The sequence below is a fragment of the Streptomyces sp. NBC_00178 genome, assembly GCF_036206005.1.
Classification (GTDB): domain Bacteria; phylum Actinomycetota; class Actinomycetes; order Streptomycetales; family Streptomycetaceae; genus Streptomyces.
In genome coordinates this window covers 1,632,758-1,656,280 of sequence record NZ_CP108143.1, presented here as the reverse complement: position 1 = coordinate 1,656,280, position 23,523 = coordinate 1,632,758, and the positions used below count along the sequence as shown (strand labels likewise).

The following is a 23,523-nucleotide window of genomic DNA, read 5'->3' as shown; positions in this document are numbered from 1 at the left end:
CTCAGCGGGTGTGCCGGCGCGCCCGCAGGGCCAGGCTCAGGGCGAGCACCGCCTGCGGGTCGTCCAGGTCGGTGCCGAGCAGGTCACCGATGCGGGCCAGCCGGTTGTAGAGCGTCTGCCGGTTCAGGTGCAGGTCCCGGGCAGCCTCCGCCTTCCGCCCCGCATGCGCGAGGTAGGCCTCCAGGGTGGGCAGCAGCGCGGGGCGGGACGTCCGGTCGTGCTCCCGCAGGGGCCCGATCGCCCGGTCCACGAAGGACGCCAGGTCCTGGTGGTCGCGCAGCCGCCACAGCAGCAGGTCGATGTCCAGGCTCCGCGCGTCGTACCAGGGGCGTTCCCCGAGCCCCTGCGCGGCGGCAGCCGCCTCAGCGGCGTGCCGCAGTCCCGGGCCCGCCGCCGCCCAGCCTCCCGCGGCCCCGACCACCACGACGACCGGGGTGCGGTCCCCGGCCCGCTCCAGGCCCGCCCGCTCCGCCCCGGCCCGGAGAGCCGCCGCCACCCGGTCCGCGAGCGCCGTGCGCGTCGTCTCCGGGCGCAGCGCCAGCAGCAGCGGCACCCTGTCCTCCACCGGCCGCACCCCGACCAGGACCGGCGCCCCCACCGCGGCGAGCTCCTCCGTCACCGCCCTGGCCAGCAGCGCCCAACTGCCCGACGGGGCGGACTCCGGGGCGAGCCGCATCACCACCGGCAGCAGCGGATCCCCGCCCGGCCTGAACCCCAGGACGCCCGCCTGGGCCGGCGCGTCCTGCGGCGCGACCCGGCCCTCGGCGAGATCGGTGAGGAAGTCGCCCCGGCCCCGCGCCGCGACCTCCTCCTCCTGGCGGGCCTGCATCAGCACGACCGCCAGGATGCCCGCGGCACGCTCCGCCGCCATCCGGTGGACCGTGACCAGCGGCCCCGACACGGCGAGCAGCACCAGCCGGGCCCGCACCGCTCCGGCGCCCGCGCCGCCACCCGGCACCTCCACCAGGACGGCTCCCGCAGGGGGCGCGTCGCGCGCGGCACGTACGCCGCGCAGCCCCTCCCAGACCTGCAGCGGATCGGCGCCCACGGGACCGGTCCCGGTCCCGGTGCCCGCCGCGAAGAGCAGCCTGCCGTCCGGGGTCTCCAGGAACACCGGGTTGGCCGTGAAGTCGGCCAGGATCTGCAGGACCTGCGGCGCCCCGCCCCCTTCGAGAACCGCCCGGGTGCACCGCCGGTGCACCTCCTCGGCCCGCTGCAGCAGCGCGTAGTGCCCGTTGACGATCTCGGTGTGGATCTCCTCGGTCACGGCCACGAACGGCACTTCGCGGTGCAGCTGGACCAGCGGGAGCCCCGCCGTCCGCGCCGCGTCCACGATCGCCGCGGGCAGCACGTCGAAGCGCGGACCGAGCTCCACCACCAGGGCGGCGATGCCCCGGTCCGCCAGCCTGCGGACGTAGGCACGCTGCTCGGCCGGCCGGGTCCCGAGGCCGAGGCCCGTCATGAGCAGCAGTTCCCCGCCCTTGAGGAGTGCGGGGATGTTCGGCGCCTCACCCGCGTGCACCCAGCGCACCGGGCGGTCCAGCCGGTCCTCGCACGTGAGCACCTCCGGGAGCCCGCCGCGCAGCCCGGGCAGCTCCAGCGCCCGCCGTACGGTGATCCCGCCCTCTTGTTCCACTGGCTCCGGCCTCGTGCTTCCACTCGTGCGCCCGCGTGTTCGCCGACGCGGGGCGCGAACGCCCCGGCCAGGAAGCTACCGGGCGTCGCCCGGGCGCGTCACACCACGGCCACCGCTGGCTTCACGTTGTGGTTCAGACGGAAGACGTTGTCCGGGTCGTAGTGCGCCTTCACCGCGGCCAGCCGCTCGTAGGCCCGCTCACCGAATCCGGCGACGACGCGTTCCTGCCCCTCGCGCCCGATGAAGTTGAGGTACACGGCGCCGCTCGCCCACGGCGCCATCGCGCCCCGCACCTCGCGCACCCACCGCCTGACCCGCTCGTCCTCCGCCTCGCCCTCCCAGACGCCGAAGGGATGCACGGCCCACGGGGATGAGCGCCAGGGCAGCGGGTAGTCGGCGGGCCCCCGCGCGACCGCGCCGCCCATCGGGAACAGCACGTGCTGCGAGTTCGTGGGGACGGGCAGGGTGGCCGCGCCCGCGCAGTAGGCGGTCACCGCCTCGTCGGGCAGTCCGTCCAGGTACTCCGCCGACCAGTAGTTCCGCAGGCCGGGCGGGTCGTCCAGCATGCACTGGAGGTCCGCGTAGCCGACCGCGTCGACGATCTCCGCCTCGTGTTCCAGCGCCAGCAGGGGCGCGGCGACCTCGCGCGCCTCGGCCACCGTACCGGCGAAGGTGACCAGAGCCGCGCACACGAGGTGGCCCACCAGCTCCTTTGGCACCCACTCCTCGGGCGGCCCCGTGATGTAGATGCAGGCCCCGCCCGCCTCGTCCGGGGCGGACTCCATCACGTCCCGGTACGTACGCACCACGTCCGGGCCGCTCTCGGGGCGGAACAGCAGCAGCACCATGCTCATCGCCGGGAGTTCGTGGAGCCGCAGCGTGAGCGACGTGACCACGCCGAAGTTCCCGCCGCCGCCGTGCAGCGCCCAGAAGAGCTCGGGGTTCTCGTCCTCGCTCGCGCGCACGGTCTCCCCGTCCGCCGTCACGACGTCGGCTGCCAGGAGGTTGTCGCAGGCCAGTCCGAACTTGCGCTCCAGCCACCCCGAGCCGCCGCCCAGGGTGAAGCCGCCGACGCCGGTGGTGGAGACCCGGCCGCCCGTCGTGGCCAGCGCGTGCGGCTGCGTGGCCCGGTCCAGGTCGCTCATCACGGCGCCCCCGCCGACGCGGGCCGACCGGGCCCCGGGATCGACACTCACCCCGGACATCCGGCGCAGGTCGACGACGAGCCCGCCCTCGCTGACGGACATGCCCGCCACGCTGTGGCCGCCCCCGCGCACCGCGACCTCCAGGTCCCGGTCGCGGGCCAGCGCGAGCGCACGCGCCACGTCCGCCTCGGAGGCGCACTGGGCGACCACCGCGGGTCTGCGGTCGATCATGCTGTTGAAGACGCTGCGGGCCTCGTCGTAGCCCGGGTCGCCGGGCGCGTGGACCTCACCGGCGAAACCGGAGCGCAGGCCCGTCAGGGCGGCGTCCGGAAGGGTCGTGCGGGGCGTCATGCTGAGCCCCCTTCGCAGGGCGTGACAGGACCCTTCCATCGTAGGTCCGGCCGCGGACATCGGCCGTTCCACCGGGGCCCTGTCACGCCCGCACGGTCAGCCCACGTACGCCCCGCTGGCCGTCAGCCGCAGCGCCGTGTCGATCAGCGGGACGTGGCTGAACGCCTGCGGGAAGTTTCCCACCTGGCGCTGGAGCCGGGAGTCCCACTCCTCGGCCAGCAGGCCGAGGTCGTTGCGCAGGGACAGCAGCTTCTCGAAGAGCCTGCGCGCCTCGTCGACCCGGCCGATCATCGCCAGGTCGTCCGCCAGCCAGAAGGAGCAGGCCAGGAACGCGCCCTCGTCACCCTCCAGGCCGTCCACGCCGGCCTCGTCGCCGTCCGTCGGATAGCGCAGGACGAACCCGTCCTCGGTGGACAGCTCGCGCTGGATCGCCTCGATCGTGCCGATGACGCGCTTGTCGTCCGGCGGCAGGAAGCCCATCTGCGGGATCAGCAGGAGCGAGGCGTCCAGCTCCTTCGACCCGTAGGACTGGGTGAAGGTGTTGCGCTCGGGGTCGTATCCGCGCTCGCAGACGTCCCGGTGGATGTCGTCGCGCAGCTGGTGCCAGCGCTCCAGCGGCCCCTCGGCGTCGCCCGACTCGATCAGCTTGATGGTGCGGTCCACCGCGACCCAGGCCATCACCTTGGAGTGCACGAAGTGGCGGCGCGGCCCGCGCACCTCCCAGATGCCCTCGTCCGGCTCCTCCCAGTGCTTCTCCAGGTACTCGATCAGCTTGAGCTGGAGGCCCATCGCGTAGTCGTTGCGCGTCAGACCCGTCATGTGGGCCAGGTGGAGCGCCTCGGTGACCTCGCCGTACACGTCGAGCTGCAGCTGGTTCGCCGCGCCGTTGCCGACCCGGACCGGGCCGGAGTTCTCGTAGCCGGGCAGCCAGTCCAGCTCCGCCTCGCCGAGCTCCCGCTCACCCGCGATGCCGTACATGATCTGCAGGTTCTCCGGGTCGCCGGCGACCGCGCGCAGCAGCCACTCGCGCCAGGCGCGGGCCTCCTCGCGGTACCCCGTGCGCAGCAGCGAGGACAGCGTGATCGCCGCGTCGCGCAGCCAGGTGTAGCGGTAGTCCCAGTTGCGGGAGCCGCCGATGTCCTCCGGCAGGGAGGTGGTCGGCGCCGCGACGATGCCGCCGGTGGGCGCGTAGGTGAGCGCCTTCAGCGTGATCAGCGAGCGGACGACCGCCTCGCGGTAGGGGCCGTGATAGGTGCACTGGTCGACCCACTCACGCCAGAAGTTCCCGGTCGCCTCCAGGGACGACTCCGGCTCCGGCATGGCGGGCGGCTCGTGGTGCGAGGGCTGCCAGCTGATCGTGAAGGCGATGCGGTCGCCGGGGGCGACGGTGAAGTCGGAGTACGTCGTCAGGTTCTGGCCGTACGTCTCGGCGTCGGTGTCCAGCCACACGGAGTCGGGGCCCGCGACGGCGACCGTACGGCCGTCCACCTTGTGGACCCAGGGGGTGACCCGCCCGTAGCTGAACCGCATCCGGAGCTCCGAGCGCATGGGGACGCGGCCGCTCACCCCCTCCACGATGCGGATCAGCTGGGGAGCGCCGTCACGGGGCGGCATGAAGTCCGTCACGCGGACCGTGCCCCGGGACGTGTCCCACTCCGACTCCAGGATCAGGGAGTCTCCGCGATAGCGGCGCCGGTCCGCCGCCGGCGCCGGAGCGCCTTCGGGACGGGCGGGTCCCAGCCGCCAGAAACCGTGCTCCTCGGTACCGAGAAGCCCGGCGAAAATTGCATGGGAGTCGAAGCGGGGCAGGCACAGCCAGTCCGCTGTGCCGTCCCGGCAGACCAGGGCTGCGGTCTGCATGTCTCCGATGAGTGCGTAATCCTCGATGCGCCCGGCCACGTGCGTCTCCAGTCGAACGGCCATGTCGCCCCGCAGGGCGCTTACTGCTGGTCAAGGGGTCGTTGTAATCGAACCGACGAGCTCTTGCGCGGGTGAGCGGGCTGGGGTGGAGCCGCTGGGCCGGCCAACTCGGCAGCGAGTGTCCGAGCAGGATACGACGCACCTGGGAGATCCGCGCGCCTGTCCACAAGTTGTCAGTCGCCTGTCACGGGCGAATGGGTGGGACCTGAAACGGACGTGATGATCTTGTGTCCGCCGACGGGGAGGCATGGCCGGAAGCAGCCTCTCCTCGTCGCTGTTACCCTGGTAGCCCGTGGACCGGTGGTCGTCCCGACAGTGGACGAGGCCCCCGAACCGCAGCGACGGCACCGACGGAGACCTCCGTCCGGCTCGCCGGCACGCACCTCACGATCGCGACCACGGGAGCCCCCTTTGGCTATGCAGCCCTCATCCACGACGACCAAGCACATCTTCGTCACCGGGGGTGTCGCCTCCTCCCTCGGCAAGGGTCTGACTGCCTCCAGCCTGGGTGCCCTGCTCAAGGCGCGTGGCCTCCGGGTCACCATGCAGAAGCTCGACCCCTACCTCAACGTCGACCCCGGCACGATGAACCCCTTCCAGCACGGTGAGGTGTTCGTCACGAACGACGGCGCCGAGACGGACCTGGACATCGGCCACTACGAGCGCTTCCTCGACGTCGACCTCGACGGCTCGGCCAACGTCACCACCGGCCAGGTCTACTCGCAGGTCATCGCCAAGGAGCGGCGCGGCGAGTACCTCGGCGACACCGTCCAGGTCATCCCGCACATCACCAACGAGATCAAGCACCGCATCCGCCGCATGGCGACCGACGACGTCGACGTCGTCATCACCGAGGTCGGCGGCACGGTCGGCGACATCGAGTCGCTCCCCTTCCTGGAGACGGTGCGCCAGGTCCGCCACGAGGTCGGCCGCGACAACGTCTTCGTCGTGCACATCTCGCTGCTGCCCTACATCGGCCCCTCCGGCGAGCTGAAGACGAAGCCCACCCAGCACTCCGTCGCCGCGCTGCGCAACATCGGCATCCAGCCGGACGCCATCGTGCTCCGTGCCGACCGCGACGTCCCGACCGCCATCAAGCGCAAGATCTCGCTGATGTGCGACGTGGACGAGGCCGCCGTGGTCGCCTGCGTGGACGCCAAGTCGATCTACGACATCCCCAAGGTGCTGCACACCGAGGGCCTGGACGCCTACGTCGTGCGCAAGCTGGACCTGCCGTTCCGCGACGTCGACTGGACGACCTGGGACGACCTGCTGGACCGCGTCCACAACCCCGACCACGAGATCACCGTCGCCCTGGTGGGCAAGTACATCGACCTGCCCGACGCCTACCTCTCGGTGACCGAGGCCATCCGGGCCGGCGGCTTCGCCAACAAGGCCCGCGTCAAGGTCAAGTGGGTCGCCTCCGACGACTGCAAGACCCCGGCCGGCGCCCAGGAGCAGCTCGGCGACGTCGACGCGATCTGCATCCCCGGCGGCTTCGGCGAGCGCGGTGTGGTCGGCAAGGTCGGCGCCATCCGGTACGCCCGCGAGAACAAGGTGCCGCTGCTCGGCCTCTGCCTCGGCCTGCAGTGCATCGTGATCGAGGCGGCGCGCAACCTCGCCGGCATCACCGACGCCAACTCCACCGAGTTCGACGCCGCCACGAGCCACCCCGTCATCTCCACGATGGAGGAGCAGCTCGCGTACGTCGAGGGGGCCGGCGACCTGGGCGGCACCATGCGGCTCGGCCTGTACCCGGCGAAGCTCGCCGAGGGCTCCCTGGTCCGCGAGGCGTACGACGGCGAGCCCTACGTCGAGGAGCGCCACCGCCACCGCTACGAGGTCAACAACGGCTACCGCACGGAGCTGGAGAAGAAGGCCGGGCTCGTCTTCTCCGGCACCTCCCCGGACAACAAGCTCGTCGAGTACGTCGAGTACCCGCGTGAGGTCCACCCCTACCTGGTGGCCACCCAGGCGCACCCGGAGCTGCGGTCCCGCCCGACCCGCCCGCACCCGCTCTTCGCCGGCCTGGTGAAGGCGGCCGTGGAGCGCAAGGTCGCCGCGGAAGGGGCCGACGCGTAGGAGCGTCCGGAGCGATACGGTTGACCGGGGTACGGATCCCTCACGGGATGCGTACCCCGGTTTCTGTTTGTTCGTGGGAGGACGTACATGGGTTTCCAGGACACGCCCGAGGAGTGGCAGGTCACCGAGACGGTGACCCCCTTCACCGGTAACAAGACCAGCGTCCGCACCGACGCGGTCGTCATGCCCGACGGCAGCGTCCACAACCGCGACTACCAGGTCCATCCGGGGTCCGTCGCCGTGCTCGCGCTCGACGAGGAGGGCCGCGTCCTCGTCCTGCGCCAGTACCGCCACCCCGTGCGCCAGAAGCTGTGGGAGATCCCGGCGGGGCTGCTCGACGTCCCGGGCGAGAACCCCCTGCACGCCGCGCAGCGCGAGCTGTACGAGGAGGCGCACGTCAAGGCCGAGGACTGGCGGGTGCTGACCGACGTCTACACCACGCCCGGGGGCAGCGACGAGGCCGTACGCGTCTTCCTCGCCCGGGACCTCTCCGAGGCCGAGGGGGAGCGCTTCGAGGTCTCCGAGGAGGAGGCCGACATGGAGCAGGCCAGGGTGCCCCTGGAGGAGCTCGTGCGCAGTGTGCTCGCGGGCGACCTGCACAACAACTGCCTGGTGGTGGGCGTCCTGTCGCTGACCGCCGCGCTCGCGGGCGACGGGGTGGACTCGCTGCGCCCGGCCGAGGCGCCCTGGCCGGCCCGGCCGTTCGAGGCCTGACGCCCCGTTCGCCGGACTCCCTCAGGTGCCGTACGGGCGCCCGGAAGACACCGTCGGGCCCGCCGTGGGACACCCCCGCGACGGGCCCGATCGTATGAAACGCTGATGCGATCGAGGGACGTTTCCGCCCTGCGCGGCAGTGATCGTCCGCGCCGCTGAACTACGCTCGAAAGGCCCCGGCCGGACTACCGGGCGGGCAAACGCGTGCAGCGAAGTGGAGCGTGGCCCGTGACCGACCAGGCGGTGGACACCAGCATCCCGGCCGGACCGGCCCGGACGGCGGGAGCCGAGCAGCCGTCCGATGTCGACACGGTCCAATTCTTCGGGCGCGAAAGAGAGTTGAGGTCCCTTCAGGAGGACATCGAGCGGGCCGGTCTGGACACCCTGGCCGGCCGCAAGGCACCCCGCGCCAGGGTCCTGCTGATCGCCGGGCGACCCGGATCCGGACGCTCCGCTCTCGCCGCCGAACTCGCCCGCGGACTCGCCGAGCCGGGTGACTACCCGGACGGGGTGTTCCGGGTCGCCCTCACCGACTCCGGGGGTGAGCGCGTCCCCGCCGAACGCACCGCCCGCCGGCTTCTGGACCAGCTCTCGGTCGCGGCCCCGCCCGGGGCCGGCGAGGACGAGCTCTCGGAGCTGGTCCGGGAGGCGTTCGCCGCGCGCCGTGCCGTGATCCTGCTCGACGACGCGGTGGACGCCGGACAGGTCGACCCCCTGCTGCCGGACAATCCGGACTGCCTGGTCGTGGCGACGGCCACCGGACCGCTCACCGGGATCCCCGACGTCCGCCCGTGCACCATCGGCGGGCTGGACGCCGCATCCGCCGTCTCGCTGCTCGCCCGCACCATCGGCCGGGTCCGCATCACCGTCGACCCGCGGGCCGCCGAGACGCTCACCGAGGAGTGCGGCGGCCAGCCGGCCGCGCTGATCCTCGTCGCGGGCTGGCTCGCGTCCCGGCCCGGGGCGTCCGTCGCCGACGTCACCAAGCAGCTGAGCGAACAACCGGAAGGCTCCGAACAGCCCTCGGGGACGCGGCCGCTGGCCCGGGCGTTCCGGCTGGTCCACGATTCGCTGCCGCCGGCCGCAGCCTCGCTCCTGCGGATGCTCGCCCTCGCGCCCGCGGGCCTGGCCGACGCCCACACGGCCTCGGCCCTCGCCGGATGTTCGGTGCCGGAGGCCGCCACCACCCTCGACGACTTCGTCCGGCTGGGACTGCTGCGGACCACCGCCGATCCGGAACAGTACGAACTGCCCGGCTGCCTCGCACCGCTGGTGCGCGCGATGCTGGAGGAAGTGGAGCGGCCCGCGGAGATCCAGCTGGCCCTGGCCAGGATGCTGGAGCGCACCGTGCGCCGGCTCCAGGCCTGCCGCGCGGTCACCGACCCCGAGGACTCCCCGGCGCGCCGCAGGCTCGCGGGGCTGCCGCGCTCGCTCCGCTTCGCCGATCCCGAGTCGGCCGCCGCCTGGCTGCGCGTCCGCGAACCCGCCCTCGTTGCCTCGGCGCGGCTCGCGGTGCGGGACGGCGGCCTCGACACCCTCGCCCGCCGCCTGGTCGCGGCGCTCGTCCGAGCCCTCGCGGTGCACCGCGGCACCGAGGACGCCGCGCCCGTGCTCTACGGGCTGCACGGCCTGGTCCTCGATGTCGCCGAGCGCCGCGACCTGCCCAGGGAGAAGGCCGCGGCGCTGCTCAACCTCGCCGACCTGGACGCCAGGACCGGCCGGACCCGGGAGGCACTGGCCCGCTACCGGGCCGCGCTGGACGCGGGACGCGCCGCGAACGACCTCTACGCGACCGGCAGGGCCATGGAGTCCGCGGGCGGCGCCTACGCGGAACTGGGGGACTTCAGCCGGGCCTCCGACTGGTACGGAAGGGCCCTCGCGCAGCGGCTCGGCCAGGGGGAGCGGGCCGACGAGGCGAGGCTCTACGGGCGGCTGGGGGCCGTCCACACGTACGCCGGACGCTACGGCGAGGCCCTGCGGAACTGGCGCGCCTCGGCCGCGGGCCACCGGAGGCTGGGAGACCTGCCGGCCCAGGCGCGGGCGCTCAGCGAGGCCGCGCGGGTGCAGGAGTACGCGGGCCGGCCCCAGGAGTCGCTGCACACCTGCCGCGAGGCGGTCGACCTGGCCCGCCGGGCGGGTGACGTGCGGCTTCAGGCGGCGCTCGAGCTGAGGCTGGCGGACACCCTGGACCGGCTCGGTGATCCGGCCGCGGCCAGGCTGCACCGGGCCACGGCGGACAGACTGCTGGGGGAGGACGGGGCAGCCTGCGAAATCCGTAGTACTTCGCTGGAAAGTTAATGCTTTGTAAGGCTGGACAGCGAGAAGTCCTTCATTAATGATGGCTCTGCCGCACATCCCCGCGGTGTCTCCCTTTATGCTTGGTTCATGTGGGTTCGTCCCGCTATGCCCGAGCACCATCCGAGCCAAGGACCGTGATCGACGTGAAGGTCGGCATCCCCCGCGAAGTCAAGAACAACGAGTTCCGGGTGGCGATCACCCCCGCCGGAGTGCATGAGCTCGTCCGTCACGGCCACCAGGTCCTCGTCGAGCAGCACGCCGGCGAGGGGTCGTCCATCCCGGACGCGGAGTACGTCGCGGCGGGCGCGCGGATCCTGCCCACCGCCGACGAGGTCTGGGCCGCCGCCGACCTGCTGCTCAAGGTCAAGGAGCCGGTCGCCGAGGAGTACCACCGCCTCCGCAAGGGGCAGACGCTCTTCACCTACCTCCACCTCGCCGCCTCCCGCGCGTGCACGGACGCCCTGATCGAGTCCGGGACGACCGCCATCGCGTACGAGACCGTCGAGACCGCGACCCGCGCGCTGCCGCTGCTCGCCCCGATGTCCGAGGTCGCGGGCCGCCTGGCCCCGCAGGTCGGCGCCTACCACCTGATGCGCTCGGTCGGCGGGCGCGGCGTGCTCCCCGGCGGTGTCCCCGGCACGGGCGCGGGCAGGGCCGTCGTGATCGGCGGCGGTGTCTCCGGCTGGAACGCCACGCAGATCGCCGTCGGGCTCGGCTTCCACGTCACGCTGCTCGACCGGGACATCAACAAGCTGCGCGAGGCCGACAAGGTCTTCGGCACCAAGGTGCGGACGGTCGTGTCCAACGCCCTCGAACTCGAGAAGGCCGTCGTCGAGGCCGACCTCGTCGTGGGCGCCGTGCTGATCCCCGGCGCGAAGGCGCCGAAGCTGGTCACCAACGAGCTGGTCGCCAAGATGAAGCCCGGAAGTGTTCTTGTCGACATCGCGATCGACCAGGGAGGCTGCTTCGAGGACTCGCATCCGACGACGCACGCCGAGCCGACCTTCATGGTCCACGACTCGGTCTTCTACTGTGTCGCGAACATGCCGGGTGCGGTCCCGAACACCTCCACCTACGCGCTGACCAACGCCACGCTGCCGTACATCCTGGAGCTCGCCAACCGCGGCTGGGCCGAGGCCCTGCGTCGCGACGCGGCACTGGCCAAGGGCCTCAACACCCATGACGGCCAGGTGGTTTACCGCGAGGTCGCCGAGGCCCACGGTCTCGACCACGTCGAACTGAGCACGCTCCTCGGCTGAGCGGTCAACCCTCCGGGTCAACCTCATGCGTCCGGCCGGACCTTGCCCAGCAAGGTCCGGCCGGACGCATGAGCGGGCCCGCGCCAACTGGCCGGAGACGTAACCCTCTACCCGTTTTGCACCCCTGCGAAAGGTGCGCCGCGGACGCTCCACACCCTTGACAGGAGGGTGTTCGATTGCCGACACATCGGGCCGGGTCCGGCGGATTGTGTTGCTGCGAACCGGTGACACGCCATAGAGTCGCCAATCGTCGGCATGGTGCCACGCTGACCTATCGATAAGTAGTCCTGGTCACATCCAAGGAGGTAAGACGACTTGTGAATGAGTCGACAATTACTCCCGGGGGTGGTCAACCAGGGATGCCTGCACGGGGTCTGAGCCCGATCGGGCTCGAAGCTGTCGGCTCCGTCGCAGTCCGCACCTTCGCCACCCACCAGCACATGACGACAGCCCCCCAGATGATGGACGGCCAACACGTGAACGCCATGGCCGGCAACGAGAGTGGCCGGGAGACCGCCCACTTCGCCGACTTCGCCGAGGTGCCCGAGGGGCACTTCTACGACCCCGATGCCGAATACGAGCCCGATCCGGAGTACGCGGCCACGCTCGCGCCCGACGCCGCCCGCCAGCGCCGCGAGCGCATCGGCCCGACCGGCCGGCCCCTGCCGTACTTCCCGATCCCCGGTCCGCTGACCGATCACGGCCCCGCGAAGATCATCGCGATGTGCAACCAGAAGGGCGGCGTGGGCAAGACCACGTCGACCATCAACCTGGGCGCCGCACTCGCCGAGTACGGCCGGCGCGTCCTGCTCGTCGACTTCGACCCGCAGGGAGCCCTGTCGGTCGGTCTCGGGGTCAACCCGATGGAGCTCGACCTCACCGTCTACAACCTGCTCATGGAGCGGGGCATGGCGGCCGACGAGGTCCTCCTGAAGACCGCCGTGCCCAACATGGACCTGCTCCCCAGCAACATCGACCTCTCGGCCGCCGAGGTGCAGCTCGTGAGCGAGGTCGCCCGGGAGTCGACGCTGCAGCGCGCCCTCAAGCCGCTGATGGCCGACTACGACTACATCGTGATCGACTGCCAGCCGTCGCTCGGCCTCCTCACGGTCAACGCCCTGACGGCGGCTCACAAGGTGATAGTCCCGCTGGAGTGCGAGTTCTTCGCCCTGCGCGGTGTGGCGTTGCTCACCGAGACCATCGAGAAGGTCCAGGAGCGGCTCAACCCCGAGCTGGAGCTGGACGGCATCCTCGCCACCATGTACGACTCCCGCACGGTGCACAGCCGTGAGGTGCTCGCGCGCGTCGTCGAGGCCTTCGACGAGCACGTCTACCACACGGTCATCGGGCGCACGGTGCGGTTCCCGGAGACCACGGTCGCCGGTGAGCCCATCACCACGTACGCGTCCAACTCGGTCGGTGCCGCCGCCTATCGCCAGCTCGCCAGGGAGGTGCTCGCCCGGTGTCACGCCGAGTGAGTCTGCCGGGGGCCGACGAGCTGTTCCGTACGACCGGGGGCATGGGCCTGCAGGCCTCGTCCCCCGCCGAGAGGCGGCGCAAGGCGAACGGCGAGGCGCGGGTGCCCGCGCCGGCCGGAGGAAGCGATTCGGCACCGGCGGACCCCGGCCAGGGCGGCGCGGCCGCGGCGGCCGCGGAGCCGTCCCGGGGGGAGCACGCGGCGGCGGAGACCGACGCCGGGGGCTCCTCGCACAGCCGGGCCGAAGGGGGCGACCGCGGTGCGGCCGCCCCGGACCGTTCCCGCACCGCGCCGCCCCAGGAGGCGGCGGTCACCGTCCAGCCCCAGCGGGGGCGCGGCGGCGGCGGCCGGGGCGCGAACCGCCGGCCGAGCGGCCGGGAGCGCCACGACGAGAAGATCACCGTCTACGTCTCGGCCGAGGAACTGATGGACCTCGAGCACGCGCGGCTCGTCCTGCGCGGTGAGCACGGCCTGGCCGTCGACCGCGGGCGCATCGTCCGTGAGGCGGTCGCCGTGGTGCTGGCCGACCTGGAGTCCCGCGGCGACGCGAGCATCCTCGTGCGGAGGCTGCGGGGCCGCTGACCGGCGCGGCGCCGGTAGCCTGCCCGGGGGAGGGCCGCCGACCGGGCGGCCCCGCCCAGGGCCATCGCCCGACATCCCGCCGCACCCCTGGACCCCAGCACATGCGAGACGCCGACGACCCGCCCCGTCCCCTCCGCCGAGCCCTCGGCCGCGGACCGGGGATACGGCCGTCGGCGCATCCTGCCCCGGGCGGGCCGGAAGCGACGGAGACACGGGCCCAGGCGCCCGCCCCGTCGCCCACGGAGGCGCCTCCCAGGACGCCCGCACCCCCTGACGCAGGGCCTCGGCGCCCGCCTCACGCCCACAGCGTGCCTCCCCGGGCTCCGGCGGCCCCTGAGGCGGTCCCGGGGGCCCTCGCGGTCCAGGAGGCGCCGCCGGCGGTCTCCGGGCCCGTCACGGACCTTCCCGAGGGCGCGGGCGCGGGGGAGACCGCCCCCGGGGGAGCCCCGGTGGCGCCCGCGGCCGGGGCCCGCGCGGTCGAGGCCCCCGCGGGAACCGGCGACGACCGGCGGTTCACCGTGCGGCTGGTCAACTTCGAGGGCCCCTTCGACCTGCTGCTCCAGCTGATCTCCAAGCACCGGCTCGACGTGACCGAGGTCGCGCTGTCGAGGGTCACCGACGAGTTCATGGCGTACATCCGCGCCATGGGCCCGGACTGGGACCTCGACCAGACCACCGAGTTCCTCGTCGTCGCGGCGACCCTGCTCGACCTCAAGGCGGCCCGACTGCTCCCCACCGCCGAGGTGGAGGACGAGGCCGACCTCGCGCTCCTTGAGGCGCGGGACCTGCTCTTCGCGCGGCTGCTGCAGTACCGCGCCTACAAGCGGATCGCCGAGATCCTCAGCGACCGGCTCGAGTCCGAGTCGCGCCGCTACCCCCGCACCGTCGGCCTCGAACCCCAGCACGCCGAGCTGCTGCCCGAGGTCGTGATCAGCATCGGCCCGGAGGGGTTCGCCCGGCTCGCGGTGAAGGCGATGCAGCCGAGACCCGAGCCGCAGGTGTACGTCGACCACATCCACGCGCCCCTCGTGAGCGTGCGGGAGCAGGCGGAGATCGTCGTGGCGCGGCTGCGCGCGGACGGCGAGGTCAGCTTCCGCGAGCTCGCCGAGGACGCGGGCGACACCCTCACGGTGGTCGCCCGGTTCCTCGCACTGCTGGAGCTCTACCGGGAGAAGGCCGTCGCCCTCGACCAGGAGGAGGCGCTCGGGGAACTCCTCGTGCGCTGGGCGGGGGGCGAAGAGGCCGCACCCGTGGTCACCGACGAGTTCGACCAAGAGGCGCGCGATGCGCGGGAGGACGTACAGGAATGAGCACGGACGAGGGGCGCGACGCCCGGGTCGCAGGACTCGACCTCAAGCCCGCGCTGGAGGCCGTCCTGATGGTCGTGGACGAGCCCGCCACCGAGGAACACCTCGCCAAGGTCCTCCAGCGCCCCCGCAGGGCCGTGGCCGACGCCCTGCGCGAGCTGGCCGACGACTACACCGTCCAGCGCCGCGGTTTCGACCTGCGGCTGGTGGCCGGGGGCTGGCGCTTCTACACGCGCCCGGAGTACGCGGACGCCGTCGAGGGCTTCGTCCTGGACGGCCAGCACGCCCGGCTGACCCAGGCGGCGCTGGAGACGCTGGCGGTCGTCGCGTACCGGCAGCCGGTGAGCCGGTCGAGGGTCTCGGCGGTCCGCGGAGTCAACTGCGACGGCGTCATGCGGACCCTGCTCCAGAGGGGTCTGGTCGAGGAGGCGGGCGCGGAACCCGAAACAGGTGCGATCCTGTACAGGACGACGAACTACTTTCTGGAGCGCATGGGCCTGCGAGGCCTGGACGAGCTCCCGGAGCTCGCGCCCTTCCTCCCGGAGGCGGACGCGATCGAGGCTGAGACGCTAGAGGGTGTGCCGTCGTTCGATCCGGACGCACCGGACACCCCGGAAACTCACGCAGACGACAAGACGGATTTTTGATGCGAAGCAGTGGCAGCAACAGCGGAAGCGGCAGCGGCAGGAGCGGCGGCGGCAACAGCGGCGGCTCCAGGAGCGGCGGTGGCAAGAGCGGCGGCTCCCGGAGCGGCGGCAGCAGCGGTGGCGGCTGGAGCGGCGCCAGGAACAACGCCGGCACGGGCAGGAACAGCAACCCGAGCCCCAGGGTCTCCGGCTCCGGCCGTGAGGAGCAGCAGGAGCAGCGCCCCCGCCGGCCCCGCCCCGAGGAGCGCCGCTACGACGTGGGCTCCGACAGGCCGGGCGGCGACGGCGGTCCCCGCAAGGGCCGCGGCGCCGCGGCCCGCGGCGGGGCCAAGGGCGGACCGAAGCCCGCACAGAACGTGAGCAAGGGCGGCCGGCGCCAGGGCGCACCGGCCCGTCCGCGCGAGCTCGACGCCAAGATCGAGCAGCGCAACCGGGACCGGTACGCCGAGAAGCCCGAGATCAGGACGCCGAAGACGCACCCGGGCGCCGAGCAGGAGGGCGAGCGTCTGCAGAAGATCCTCGCCCGGGCCGGCATGGGCTCGCGCCGCGCGTGCGAAGAGCTCATCGAGCAGGCCAGGGTCGAGGTCAACGGCGAGATCGTCCTGGAGCAGGGCATGCGGGTCGACCCGCACAAGGACGAGATCAAGGTCGACGGCCTGACCGTCGCGACGCAGTCGCACCTGTTCTTCGCGCTGAACAAGCCCGCCGGCGTCGTCTCCACCATGGGTGACCCGGACGGCCGCCAGAACCTCGGCGACTACGTGAACAACCGCGAGACGCGGCTGTTCCACGTCGGACGGCTCGACACCGAGACCGAGGGCATCATCCTGCTCACCAACCACGGCGAGCTCGCCCACCGGCTGACGCACCCCAAGTACGGCGTGAAGAAGACCTACCTGGCCGCCATCCAGGGCCCGCTGCCGCGCGATCTCGGCAAGCGGCTCAAGGACGGCATCCAGCTGGAGGACGGGTACGCCCGCGCCGACCACTTCCGGGTCGTCGAGAACACCGGCAAGAACTACCTCGTCGAGGTCACCCTCCACGAGGGCCGCAAGCACATCGTCCGCCGCATGCTGGCCGAGGCCGGCTTCCCGGTCGACCGCCTCGTGCGGACGTCCTTCGGGCCCATCCCGCTGGGCGACCAGAAGTCGGGCTGGCTGCGCCGTCTGACCAACACCGAGGTGGGCATGCTGATGCGCGAGGTCGGCCTGTAGTCCAGACCCGACCCGAACGGCCCGCGGCCGGTCCCTCGTTCACTTTTCCGAACGGGACCGGCCGCGGGCCTTCTGCCGCCACGGATTCTTCTTTATAGTCAGAGTGACCATTAAAGAAGGAGGGCGGCGCGCGTGACGCTCGCGGACATACTCGAACCCCTGCAGCAGCCCCTGGTGACGGTCCTGGACACCCCGGTCAGCTGGACCGAGGTGCTGGGCTTCGGCAGCGGCGCGCTGTGCGTGTGGCTCGTCGCCCGTCAGCACCTCGCCAACTGGCCGATCGGCATCGCCAACAACCTGTTCTTCATCCTGCTGTTCGCCCAGTCCGGTCTGTACGCCGACGCCGGCCTGCAGATCGTCTTCATCGCCCTCGCCGCGTACGGCTGGTGGACCTGGACCCACGGGGGTGGACCGGGGACGTCCGTCCTGCCGGTGCGGAGCACCACCCGCACCGAATGGGCCTGGCTGCTCGCGGCGGGGGCGGTGACGACCCTCGGCCTCACCCTGCTGCTGTCCCGGGCCACGGATTCGACCGTGCCGTTCTGGGACGCGGTGACGACCTCGCTGTCGCTCATGGCGACGTACGGACAGTGCCGCAAGCGCGCCGAGTCGTGGTGGCTGTGGATCGCCGCCGACCTGGTGTACATCCCGCTGTACGCGTACAAGGAGCTCTACCTCACGTCCCTGCTCTACCTCGGCTTCCTCACGCTCTGCCTCATCGGGCTGCGCAACTGGAACCGTGATCTGGCGGCGGACCGGCGCGACGGCGTGGTGGTGCCGGCATGAAGCGCCACGGACACGGCCTGGTCCTCGGCAAGTTCTATCCGCCGCACGCCGGGCACCACCACCTCGTCCGCACCGCCCTGGACCGCTGCGAGCGGCTCACCGTCCTGGTCTGCGCCGCCTCCGTCGAGTCCGTGCCGCTCGCCGACCGGGTCGCCTGGATGCGGGAGGCACACCCCGGCGCCCGGGTGGTGGGCACCGTCGACGACATCCCCATGGACCTGAACGACTCCGCGGTCTGGGACGCGCACATGGCCGTGTTCGCCGCCGCCGTGCCCGAGCCCATAGACGCCGTCTTCTCGTCGGAGACCTACGGCGCGGAGCTGGCACGCCGCTTCGGGGCCCGGTCCGTCCTCGTCGACCCCGGCCGCACCCTGTTCCCCGTGTCCGGCACCGCGGTGCGCGCCGACCCGGCCGGCTGCTGGGACTACCTGGAGCCGCCCGTGAAGGCCGCGCTCACCCGCCGGGTCGTCGTCCTCGGCGCCGAGTCGACCGGCACCACCACCCTGGCCCTCGCCCTCGCCGAGCACTACCGCCGCCGCGGCGGCACCTGGGCCCGCACGGGATACGTCGCCGAGTACGGGCGCGAGTACAGCGAGGCGAAGCTCGCCGCACTGCGCGGCCGGTGGCCCGGCGCCCGGTGGGAGGACGTCAGCTTCACCACCGACGACTTCCCCCGCATCGCCGAGACCCAGAACGCGCGGGAGGAGGCCGCCGCGCGCGTCGGGTCGCCGGTGCTGATCTGCGACACCGACTCCTTCGCCACCACCGTCTGGCACGAGCGCTACGTCGGAGGCCGCAACCCGCTCGTCGAGAAGACCGCCGACCGGGTCACCCACCACCTCTGGCTCCTCACCGGCCACGAGGGCGTCGCCTTCGAGGACGACGGCCTGCGCGACGGTGAGGAACTGCGGCCCTGGATGACGGAGCGCTTCCGCGCCGAACTCACCAGGACCGGACGGACGTTCGTCGAGATCACCGGGAGCCGCCAGGAGCGGCTCGACGCGGCCGTCGCCGCCGTCGACGGACTCCTGGCCACCGGATGGCACTTCACCGACCCCCTCCCGGAGCGACGATGACCACGGCGCCCGAGGGGTACGACCCCCACGACTTCACCCCCTTCGCGGTCACCGTCGACCTCGCCGTCTTCACCGTCCGCGAAGGCCGGCTGCACGTCCTGCTGGTGGAACGCGGCGGTGAGCCCCACAAGGGCCGGTGGGCACTGCCCGGCGGCTTCGTCCTGCCGCGCGAGTCGGCCGAGGCGGCGGCCCGCCGCGAACTCGCCGAGGAGACCGGCCTCTCCCGGCACACCGCACGCGCCCTGCACCTGGAACAGCTGCGCACCTACAGCGACCCGGACCGCGACCCCAGGATGCGGGTCGTCTCCGTCGCCTACGCCGCGCTCGTCCCCGACCTGCCGGAGCCACGCGGTGGCGGTGACGCCGTGCTCGCGCGGTGGTGGGACGCCGGAGGCACCGGGCCGCTCGCCTTCGACCACGACCGGATCCTGGCCGACGCGCACGACCGGATCGGCGCCAAGCTCGAGTACTCCTGCCTCGCCACCGCGTTCTGCCCAGCCGAATTCACCCTCGGGGAGCTCCAGCGGGTCTACGAGACGGTCTGGGGCGTCGAGCTCGACCGGCCCAATTTCCGGCGCAAGGTCCTCACCACGCCCGGCTTCGTGCAGGCCGTGGAAGGACCGCCGCGCCGCACCGGCGGACGGGGGAAACCGGCCGCCCTCTACCGGGCGGGTGCCGCCACCGCCCTGCACCCACCCCTACTGCGCCCGGAAGGACGCCCGGAAGGACGGACACCATGATTCCCACGAGGATCTCCACCAAGCAGGCGGCCACGGGCGCCCTGACCGGGCTCGCGCTCGGCGACGCCCTGGGCTTCCCGACCGAGTTCAACGACGTGCCGGCCATCCTCGCGAAGTGCGGGCCGTGGCGGCAGATGCGGCTGCCGAAGCCGGCCTTCGTCACCGACGACACCCAGATGACACTCGCGCTCGGACGCGGCATACGCACCGCCATGGACCGCGGGCTGCTCACCCCGCAGCGCCTCGTGCGCCCCGTCCGCGAGGAGTTCGTCGACTGGTACCACTCACCGGACAACAACCGTGCGCCCGGCCGCACCTGCATGACCGCCTGCCGCCTGCTCGACGGCGACCGTCCCTGGCAGGAGGCCAGCCAGACCGGTTCGAAGGGCTGCGGCGCCAACATGCGGGTCGCGCCGGTCGGGCTCGTACCCGGTCTCAGCGAGGAGCAGCGCTCGGGTGCCGCGCAGCTCCAGGCGGCGCTCACCCACGGCCACCCCACCGCGCTCGCCGCATCCGACCTGATGGCCCGCGCGGTGTTCCTCCTGGCGCAGGGCGCGGAACCGACGGGTCTGGTCGGCCAGTTGCGCAGCTACGCCTACGAGAACGGCGGCCGCTACCCGGAGCGCTGGCTCGGCGACCTCTGGCGTCACGCGGGAGCCCCCTCGCCCGAGGCGTACATCCGGCCCGGCTGGGACGAGTGCCAGACCGCTCTCGCCCGCGTCCAGGAGGCCCTGCGCCACCCGTCGCCGGAGACCGACCCCTGCGAGCGGACCGGGGACGGCTGGATCGCGGAGGAGGCGCTCGCCACCGCGCTGCACTGCTTCCTGCTCTTCCCCGAGGAACCCGTCACCGCCCTGCGCAGGGCGGCCTGCACCCGGGGCGACTCCGACTCGCTGGGATGCCTCACGGGAGCGCTGGCCGGCGCCCACCTGGGGGCGGACGCCTGGCCCAAGGAATGGTCGGAGCGCATCGAGTACCGCTCCGACCTGCTGTCGCTCGCCGCCCTCTGGGACGCTTGATCCATGCACACGGACACGACGCTCCTGCGCGGGGCCGGGCTGCCGGACATCGACCTGGCGCGGATACTCGCCGAGGAGCCCAGCCCGCTCCTCTTCGCCACGGTCTCGGGCGCGCACCTGTACGGCTTCCCCTCGCGGGACTCGGACGTGGACCTGCGGGGGGTCCACGTCCTGCCCGCGGAGGACCTGGTCGGCCTCCGGCAGCCGGAGGAGACGCGGTCGAGGATGTGGGACCACGACCGCGTCGAGATGGACCTCGTCACCCACGACCTCCGCAAGTTCGTCCGGCTCATGCTGAAGCCCAACGGCTACGTGCTGGAGCAGCTCCTCTCACCGCTCGTGGTGCACACCACGCCGCTCCACGAGGAACTCGCGGCACTGGCCCCGACGGTGCTGACGCGTCATCACGCCCACCACTACCGGGGGTTCGCCGGCACGCAATGGCGGCTGTACGAGAGGACCGGTGAGCTGAAACCGCTGCTCTACACCTTCCGCGCACTGCTCACCGGCATCCACCTCATGCGCACCGGCACCCTGGTCGCGCACCTGCCGGCCCTGGTGGGCGAGGTGTCCGCACCGGCCTGCCTGCCCGCCCTGATCGAGGCGAAGGCGGACGCCGAACACGGCGCGGCGCACATGGTGGACGCCGCGGCGGCCGCGCGCGACGTCGCGGCGCTCCACGCCGTCCTCGACGAGGCACAGGCGCGGTCCCGGCTCGCCGAGGCCCCGTCGGGGTTCGACGCCCTGCACGATCTCGTCGTCCGGGCACGGCTGGGGTCCCTCGTCCTGCCCGGGAGCGGCGCGTCAGGAGCGCTCTGACCGCTGCCGGACGCCCGCCGAGGCCCGCCTGGTCCGGATCAGGAACGCCTCCACGCGGTCCCTGTCCGGCTCGGGCGGCAGCGGGGAGCGCGCAGCCGCCTCGTCGTTCTCCCCGGCCAGACGCGCCATCCGGCGTTCGACCTCGGCCCAGGCGACCTCGCCCCGCTTCACCGCGAGCAGGTCCTCACGCGCCTCCCCGACCTCGACCCGCAGCTCGCCGGTCCGCAGCAGGTCCCTTCCGGCGGCCAGCAGGCGCAGCAGGTGCATGGCGTGCTTCCAGCGAGGGGCACCGTGCGTGCGGACGTCCGCCTCCAGCTTCCGCCGCTGGCCCAGCGCGTAGCGCAGGTACGTCTCGTGGGCGCGCAGGGACAGGAACGCCCCGCGCAGATCAAGGAGTTCGCGGCCCGTGTCGTCGATCCGCTCCACCAGTGGGGAGTGCAGGCACTCCAGCACATTGGGGTTCGCCCGGAGCGCCAGTTCGCAGAAGCGTTCCAGCTCCCAGGAGAACTGCTCCTCGCCCGGCCCCTCGACATGGGCCGGCGGCTTGGTGAACCCCCAGAACATCGGGGTGGGCGCGAGGAACACCCCGCGCCGGTCCGTGTCGCTGCCCTCGGTGGCCAGCCCGAAGGCGCGGGACCCCGTCACGCAGGAGTACACGGTGTGCTCGCCTACGAGCCGTTCGCCCTCAGGGGTGATCATGGGCGAGACGGTACGCGCCCCGGGTCCTCCGTCCGGGTCGGGGTGCGGCTTCTGGGCGTGCGAGCCCGGCACGATACGAGGGCTTCAGGGCGTGCGAGCCCGGCACGATACGAGGGCTTCAGGGCGTGCGAGCCCGGCACGATCCGGGCGGGACAGCCCTCAGACCTGCCGGACGGCACCGCCCTCGACGGTGATCCGCTCCGGGGGGAGCGGCCGTGTCGCCGGGCCCCGCTCGACCGCCCCGTCCTCGATGGCGAACCGGCTCCCGTGGCACGCGCAGTCGATGGTGCCGTCCGCCACCGTCGCGACGATGCAGCCCGCATGCGTGCACACCGCGGAGAAGGCCTTGAACTCGCCCGCCTTCGGCTGGGTGACCACGATCTTGCGGTCCTTGAAGATCGTGCCGCCGCCGACGGGGATGTCCGAGGTCCGGGCCAGCTCGCCTCCCGCGGACGCGGGCGCCGAGCTCTCGTCGCCGCCACCGCCGCCCCCGTCCCCGGAGGAGCCGCAGCCGGTCACCAGGACCGCGGCCCCCGCGCCCAGGACCGTCCTTCGCCGTGCGTCCATGACTCTCCTCGTTTGCTGGTCGTCGTGCGGCGGTCGCCGGACCGCGTGACGGCCGCCGAAGGGCATCGTGGCGCCCCGCGGTGCACCGGCGAAGCAACCGGGCGGCGGCTACGGCCGAGTGGGTGACGGTCCGGCTATTTCCTGTACAGTCGTCCAGAAAATTCCGCCGCAGGAGGCCCCCCATGCAGACCGCCGCCCAGGTGCTGGTCGCGCTCGTCGCACTGATCCACACCTACTTCCTGGTCCTGGAGATGTTCCTCTGGGACACCCCGCGCGGCCGCAAGGCCTTCTCCACCACCGAGGAGTTCTCCGCTCAGAGCGCCACGCTCGCCGCCAACCAGGGGCTCTACAACGGCTTCATGGCCGCCGGACTCGTCTGGAGCCTGATCGCGGCCGACCCCGTCGGGTACCAGGCGGCGGTCTTCTTCCTGAGCTGCCTGATCGTCGCGGGCGTCTACGGGGCGGCCACCGTCAGCCGCAAGATCCTCTACGTCCAGGCGGCGCCCGCCGCACTCGCCCTCGCCGTCGTGCTCGCGGCGGGCTGAGCGCATGACGCCCGCCGTGACCGGCGGCAGCAAGGACCCGAGGACCGCCCGCACCCGCGCCAGGCTCAGGGCCGCCCTGCTGGAGGCCTGCGAGGAGCAGCCGCCCGACCGGGTCGCCGTCGCCGAGGTGGTCCGCCGGGCAGGCGTCGGACGGGCCACCTTCTACCTGCACTACGACGATCTGCACGCGCTCGCCCTGGACGCCTGCGCCGAGGCCGTACGGGAGGCGGTCGACGCCCTGCACGCCTGGGACCGCACCCCGCCCGGCCCCGGGGACCCGCCGCGCGAGCTCGTCGCCCTGCTCCGCGGGATCCGGGGCAGGGCCGCCCTCCACCGGAGCCTCCTGGGACCCGGCGGGGGCCCGCTCGGGGAACTGCTGCACCGGGAGCTCCGCCGCCGCAGCCTCGACGAACTCCGCCGCCGCAGACCCGCGGGGAGCGGCCACGACCTGACCGCGAGCGCCGTGGCCGGACTGTTCACCGGCGTACTCGCCGACTGGGTCCACGGCCGGATCGACGCCGGGCCGGAGCAACTCGCCGGGCAGGTCTGGCGCACGCTCCTCGCCGTGCACGCCTCCGCCACGTCTCACGGACAGAGCGCGGTGACCGGGGAGCCGGCCGCACCTCTAGGCTGAAAGGGC

The 23,523-nt window shown here is 72.8% G+C and carries 21 protein-coding genes; 16 read left to right on the top strand and 5 right to left on the bottom strand.

Annotated features, from left to right (window positions below):
• Position 1: 1 nt before the first annotated feature.
• The 3 genes from OHT61_RS07070 to OHT61_RS07060 form a co-directional block, all read right to left on the bottom strand.
• On the bottom strand, positions 2-1,636 hold the full coding sequence (locus OHT61_RS07070; protein ID WP_329036035.1) for a PucR family transcriptional regulator: 1,635 nt from the start codon (positions 1,634-1,636) through the stop codon (positions 2-4).
• A 98-nt stretch (positions 1,637-1,734) separates the two neighbouring features.
• Positions 1,735-3,132, bottom strand: a complete 1,398-nt coding sequence (locus tag OHT61_RS07065; protein WP_329036033.1) for an FAD-binding oxidoreductase — start codon at positions 3,130-3,132, stop codon at positions 1,735-1,737.
• A gap of 96 nt (positions 3,133-3,228) precedes the next feature.
• Entirely contained in the window at positions 3,229-5,031 is a 1,803-nt protein-coding gene (locus OHT61_RS07060) for a glycoside hydrolase family 15 protein (RefSeq protein ID WP_329043129.1), read from the bottom strand.
• Positions 5,032-5,469: 438 nt separating this feature from the next.
• On the opposite strand from OHT61_RS07060, the gene OHT61_RS07055 reads away from it, so the two are divergent.
• The 14 genes from OHT61_RS07055 to OHT61_RS06990 all read left to right on the top strand — a co-directional run bounded on the left by OHT61_RS07055 (position 5,470) and on the right by OHT61_RS06990 (position 21,072).
• On the top strand, positions 5,470-7,134 hold the full coding sequence (locus OHT61_RS07055) for a CTP synthase (RefSeq protein WP_329036032.1): 1,665 nt from the start codon (positions 5,470-5,472) through the stop codon (positions 7,132-7,134).
• Between the two features lie 87 nt (positions 7,135-7,221).
• Entirely contained in the window at positions 7,222-7,848 is a 627-nt protein-coding gene (locus tag OHT61_RS07050; protein ID WP_329036030.1) for an NUDIX hydrolase, read from the top strand.
• 228 nt (positions 7,849-8,076) lie between these two features.
• The gene (locus tag OHT61_RS07045) at positions 8,077-10,146 is read left to right on the top strand and encodes a tetratricopeptide repeat protein (RefSeq protein ID WP_329036028.1); all 2,070 of its coding nucleotides are present in this window, start codon (positions 8,077-8,079) and stop codon (positions 10,144-10,146) included.
• Between the two features lie 143 nt (positions 10,147-10,289).
• Positions 10,290-11,405: an alanine dehydrogenase gene (gene ald, locus OHT61_RS07040; RefSeq protein ID WP_329043127.1), complete on the top strand. Its 1,116-nt coding sequence runs from the start codon at positions 10,290-10,292 to the stop codon at positions 11,403-11,405.
• 359 nt (positions 11,406-11,764) lie between these two features.
• Positions 11,765-12,883 (top strand): ParA family protein, encoded by a 1,119-nt coding sequence (locus tag OHT61_RS07035; RefSeq protein WP_327120052.1) that lies wholly within the window; start codon positions 11,765-11,767, stop codon positions 12,881-12,883.
• Entirely contained in the window at positions 12,868-13,464 is a 597-nt protein-coding gene (locus tag OHT61_RS07030; protein ID WP_329036025.1) for a hypothetical protein, read from the top strand. The genes OHT61_RS07035 and OHT61_RS07030 overlap by 16 nt, the downstream gene beginning before the upstream one ends.
• 101 nt (positions 13,465-13,565) lie before the next feature.
• Positions 13,566-14,774 (top strand): segregation and condensation protein A, encoded by a 1,209-nt coding sequence (locus tag OHT61_RS07025; RefSeq protein WP_329036024.1) that lies wholly within the window; start codon positions 13,566-13,568, stop codon positions 14,772-14,774.
• Positions 14,771-15,418, top strand: a complete 648-nt coding sequence (gene scpB / locus OHT61_RS07020) for an SMC-Scp complex subunit ScpB (protein ID WP_327120056.1) — start codon at positions 14,771-14,773, stop codon at positions 15,416-15,418. Before OHT61_RS07025 ends, scpB begins: the two co-directional genes overlap by 4 nt.
• Positions 15,418-16,632, top strand: a complete 1,215-nt coding sequence (locus tag OHT61_RS07015; protein ID WP_329036020.1) for a pseudouridine synthase — start codon at positions 15,418-15,420, stop codon at positions 16,630-16,632. Before scpB ends, OHT61_RS07015 begins: the two co-directional genes overlap by 1 nt.
• 132 nt (positions 16,633-16,764) lie before the next feature.
• Positions 16,765-17,418, top strand: a complete 654-nt coding sequence (gene pnuC / locus OHT61_RS07010; RefSeq protein WP_329036018.1) for a nicotinamide riboside transporter PnuC — start codon at positions 16,765-16,767, stop codon at positions 17,416-17,418.
• Positions 17,415-18,494 carry an AAA family ATPase gene (locus tag OHT61_RS07005; RefSeq protein ID WP_329036017.1) on the top strand — a complete coding sequence of 360 codons (1,080 nt, stop codon included), beginning with the start codon at positions 17,415-17,417 and terminating at the stop codon, positions 18,492-18,494. The genes pnuC and OHT61_RS07005 overlap by 4 nt, the downstream gene beginning before the upstream one ends.
• Complete coding sequence (locus tag OHT61_RS07000; protein ID WP_329036015.1) at positions 18,491-19,234, top strand: NUDIX hydrolase; 744 nt, start codon at positions 18,491-18,493, stop codon at positions 19,232-19,234. The genes OHT61_RS07005 and OHT61_RS07000 overlap by 4 nt, the downstream gene beginning before the upstream one ends.
• Positions 19,231-20,253 (top strand): ADP-ribosylglycohydrolase family protein, encoded by a 1,023-nt coding sequence (locus OHT61_RS06995; protein WP_329036014.1) that lies wholly within the window; start codon positions 19,231-19,233, stop codon positions 20,251-20,253. The genes OHT61_RS07000 and OHT61_RS06995 overlap by 4 nt, the downstream gene beginning before the upstream one ends.
• Before the next feature lie 3 nt (positions 20,254-20,256).
• Complete coding sequence (locus OHT61_RS06990; RefSeq protein ID WP_329036012.1) at positions 20,257-21,072, top strand: nucleotidyltransferase domain-containing protein; 816 nt, start codon at positions 20,257-20,259, stop codon at positions 21,070-21,072.
• On the opposite strand, the gene OHT61_RS06985 is transcribed toward OHT61_RS06990, so the two are convergent.
• On the bottom strand, positions 21,058-21,771 hold the full coding sequence (locus OHT61_RS06985; RefSeq protein ID WP_329036011.1) for a nucleotidyltransferase domain-containing protein: 714 nt from the start codon (positions 21,769-21,771) through the stop codon (positions 21,058-21,060). The two genes, OHT61_RS06990 and OHT61_RS06985, sit on opposite strands and share 15 nt — an antisense overlap.
• A 159-nt stretch (positions 21,772-21,930) precedes the next feature.
• Positions 21,931-22,338, bottom strand: a complete 408-nt coding sequence (locus OHT61_RS06980; protein WP_329036009.1) for a Rieske (2Fe-2S) protein — start codon at positions 22,336-22,338, stop codon at positions 21,931-21,933.
• 182 nt (positions 22,339-22,520) lie between these two features.
• On the opposite strand from OHT61_RS06980, the gene OHT61_RS06975 reads away from it, so the two are divergent.
• Together OHT61_RS06975 and OHT61_RS06970 are read left to right on the top strand one after the other, a co-directional pair.
• Positions 22,521-22,883, top strand: coding sequence for a DUF1304 domain-containing protein (locus tag OHT61_RS06975; RefSeq protein ID WP_329036008.1), 363 nt, complete (start codon positions 22,521-22,523; stop codon positions 22,881-22,883).
• Between the two features lie 4 nt (positions 22,884-22,887).
• Positions 22,888-23,517, top strand: coding sequence for a TetR/AcrR family transcriptional regulator (locus OHT61_RS06970; protein ID WP_329036006.1), 630 nt, complete (start codon positions 22,888-22,890; stop codon positions 23,515-23,517).
• Positions 23,518-23,523 lie beyond the last annotated feature (6 nt).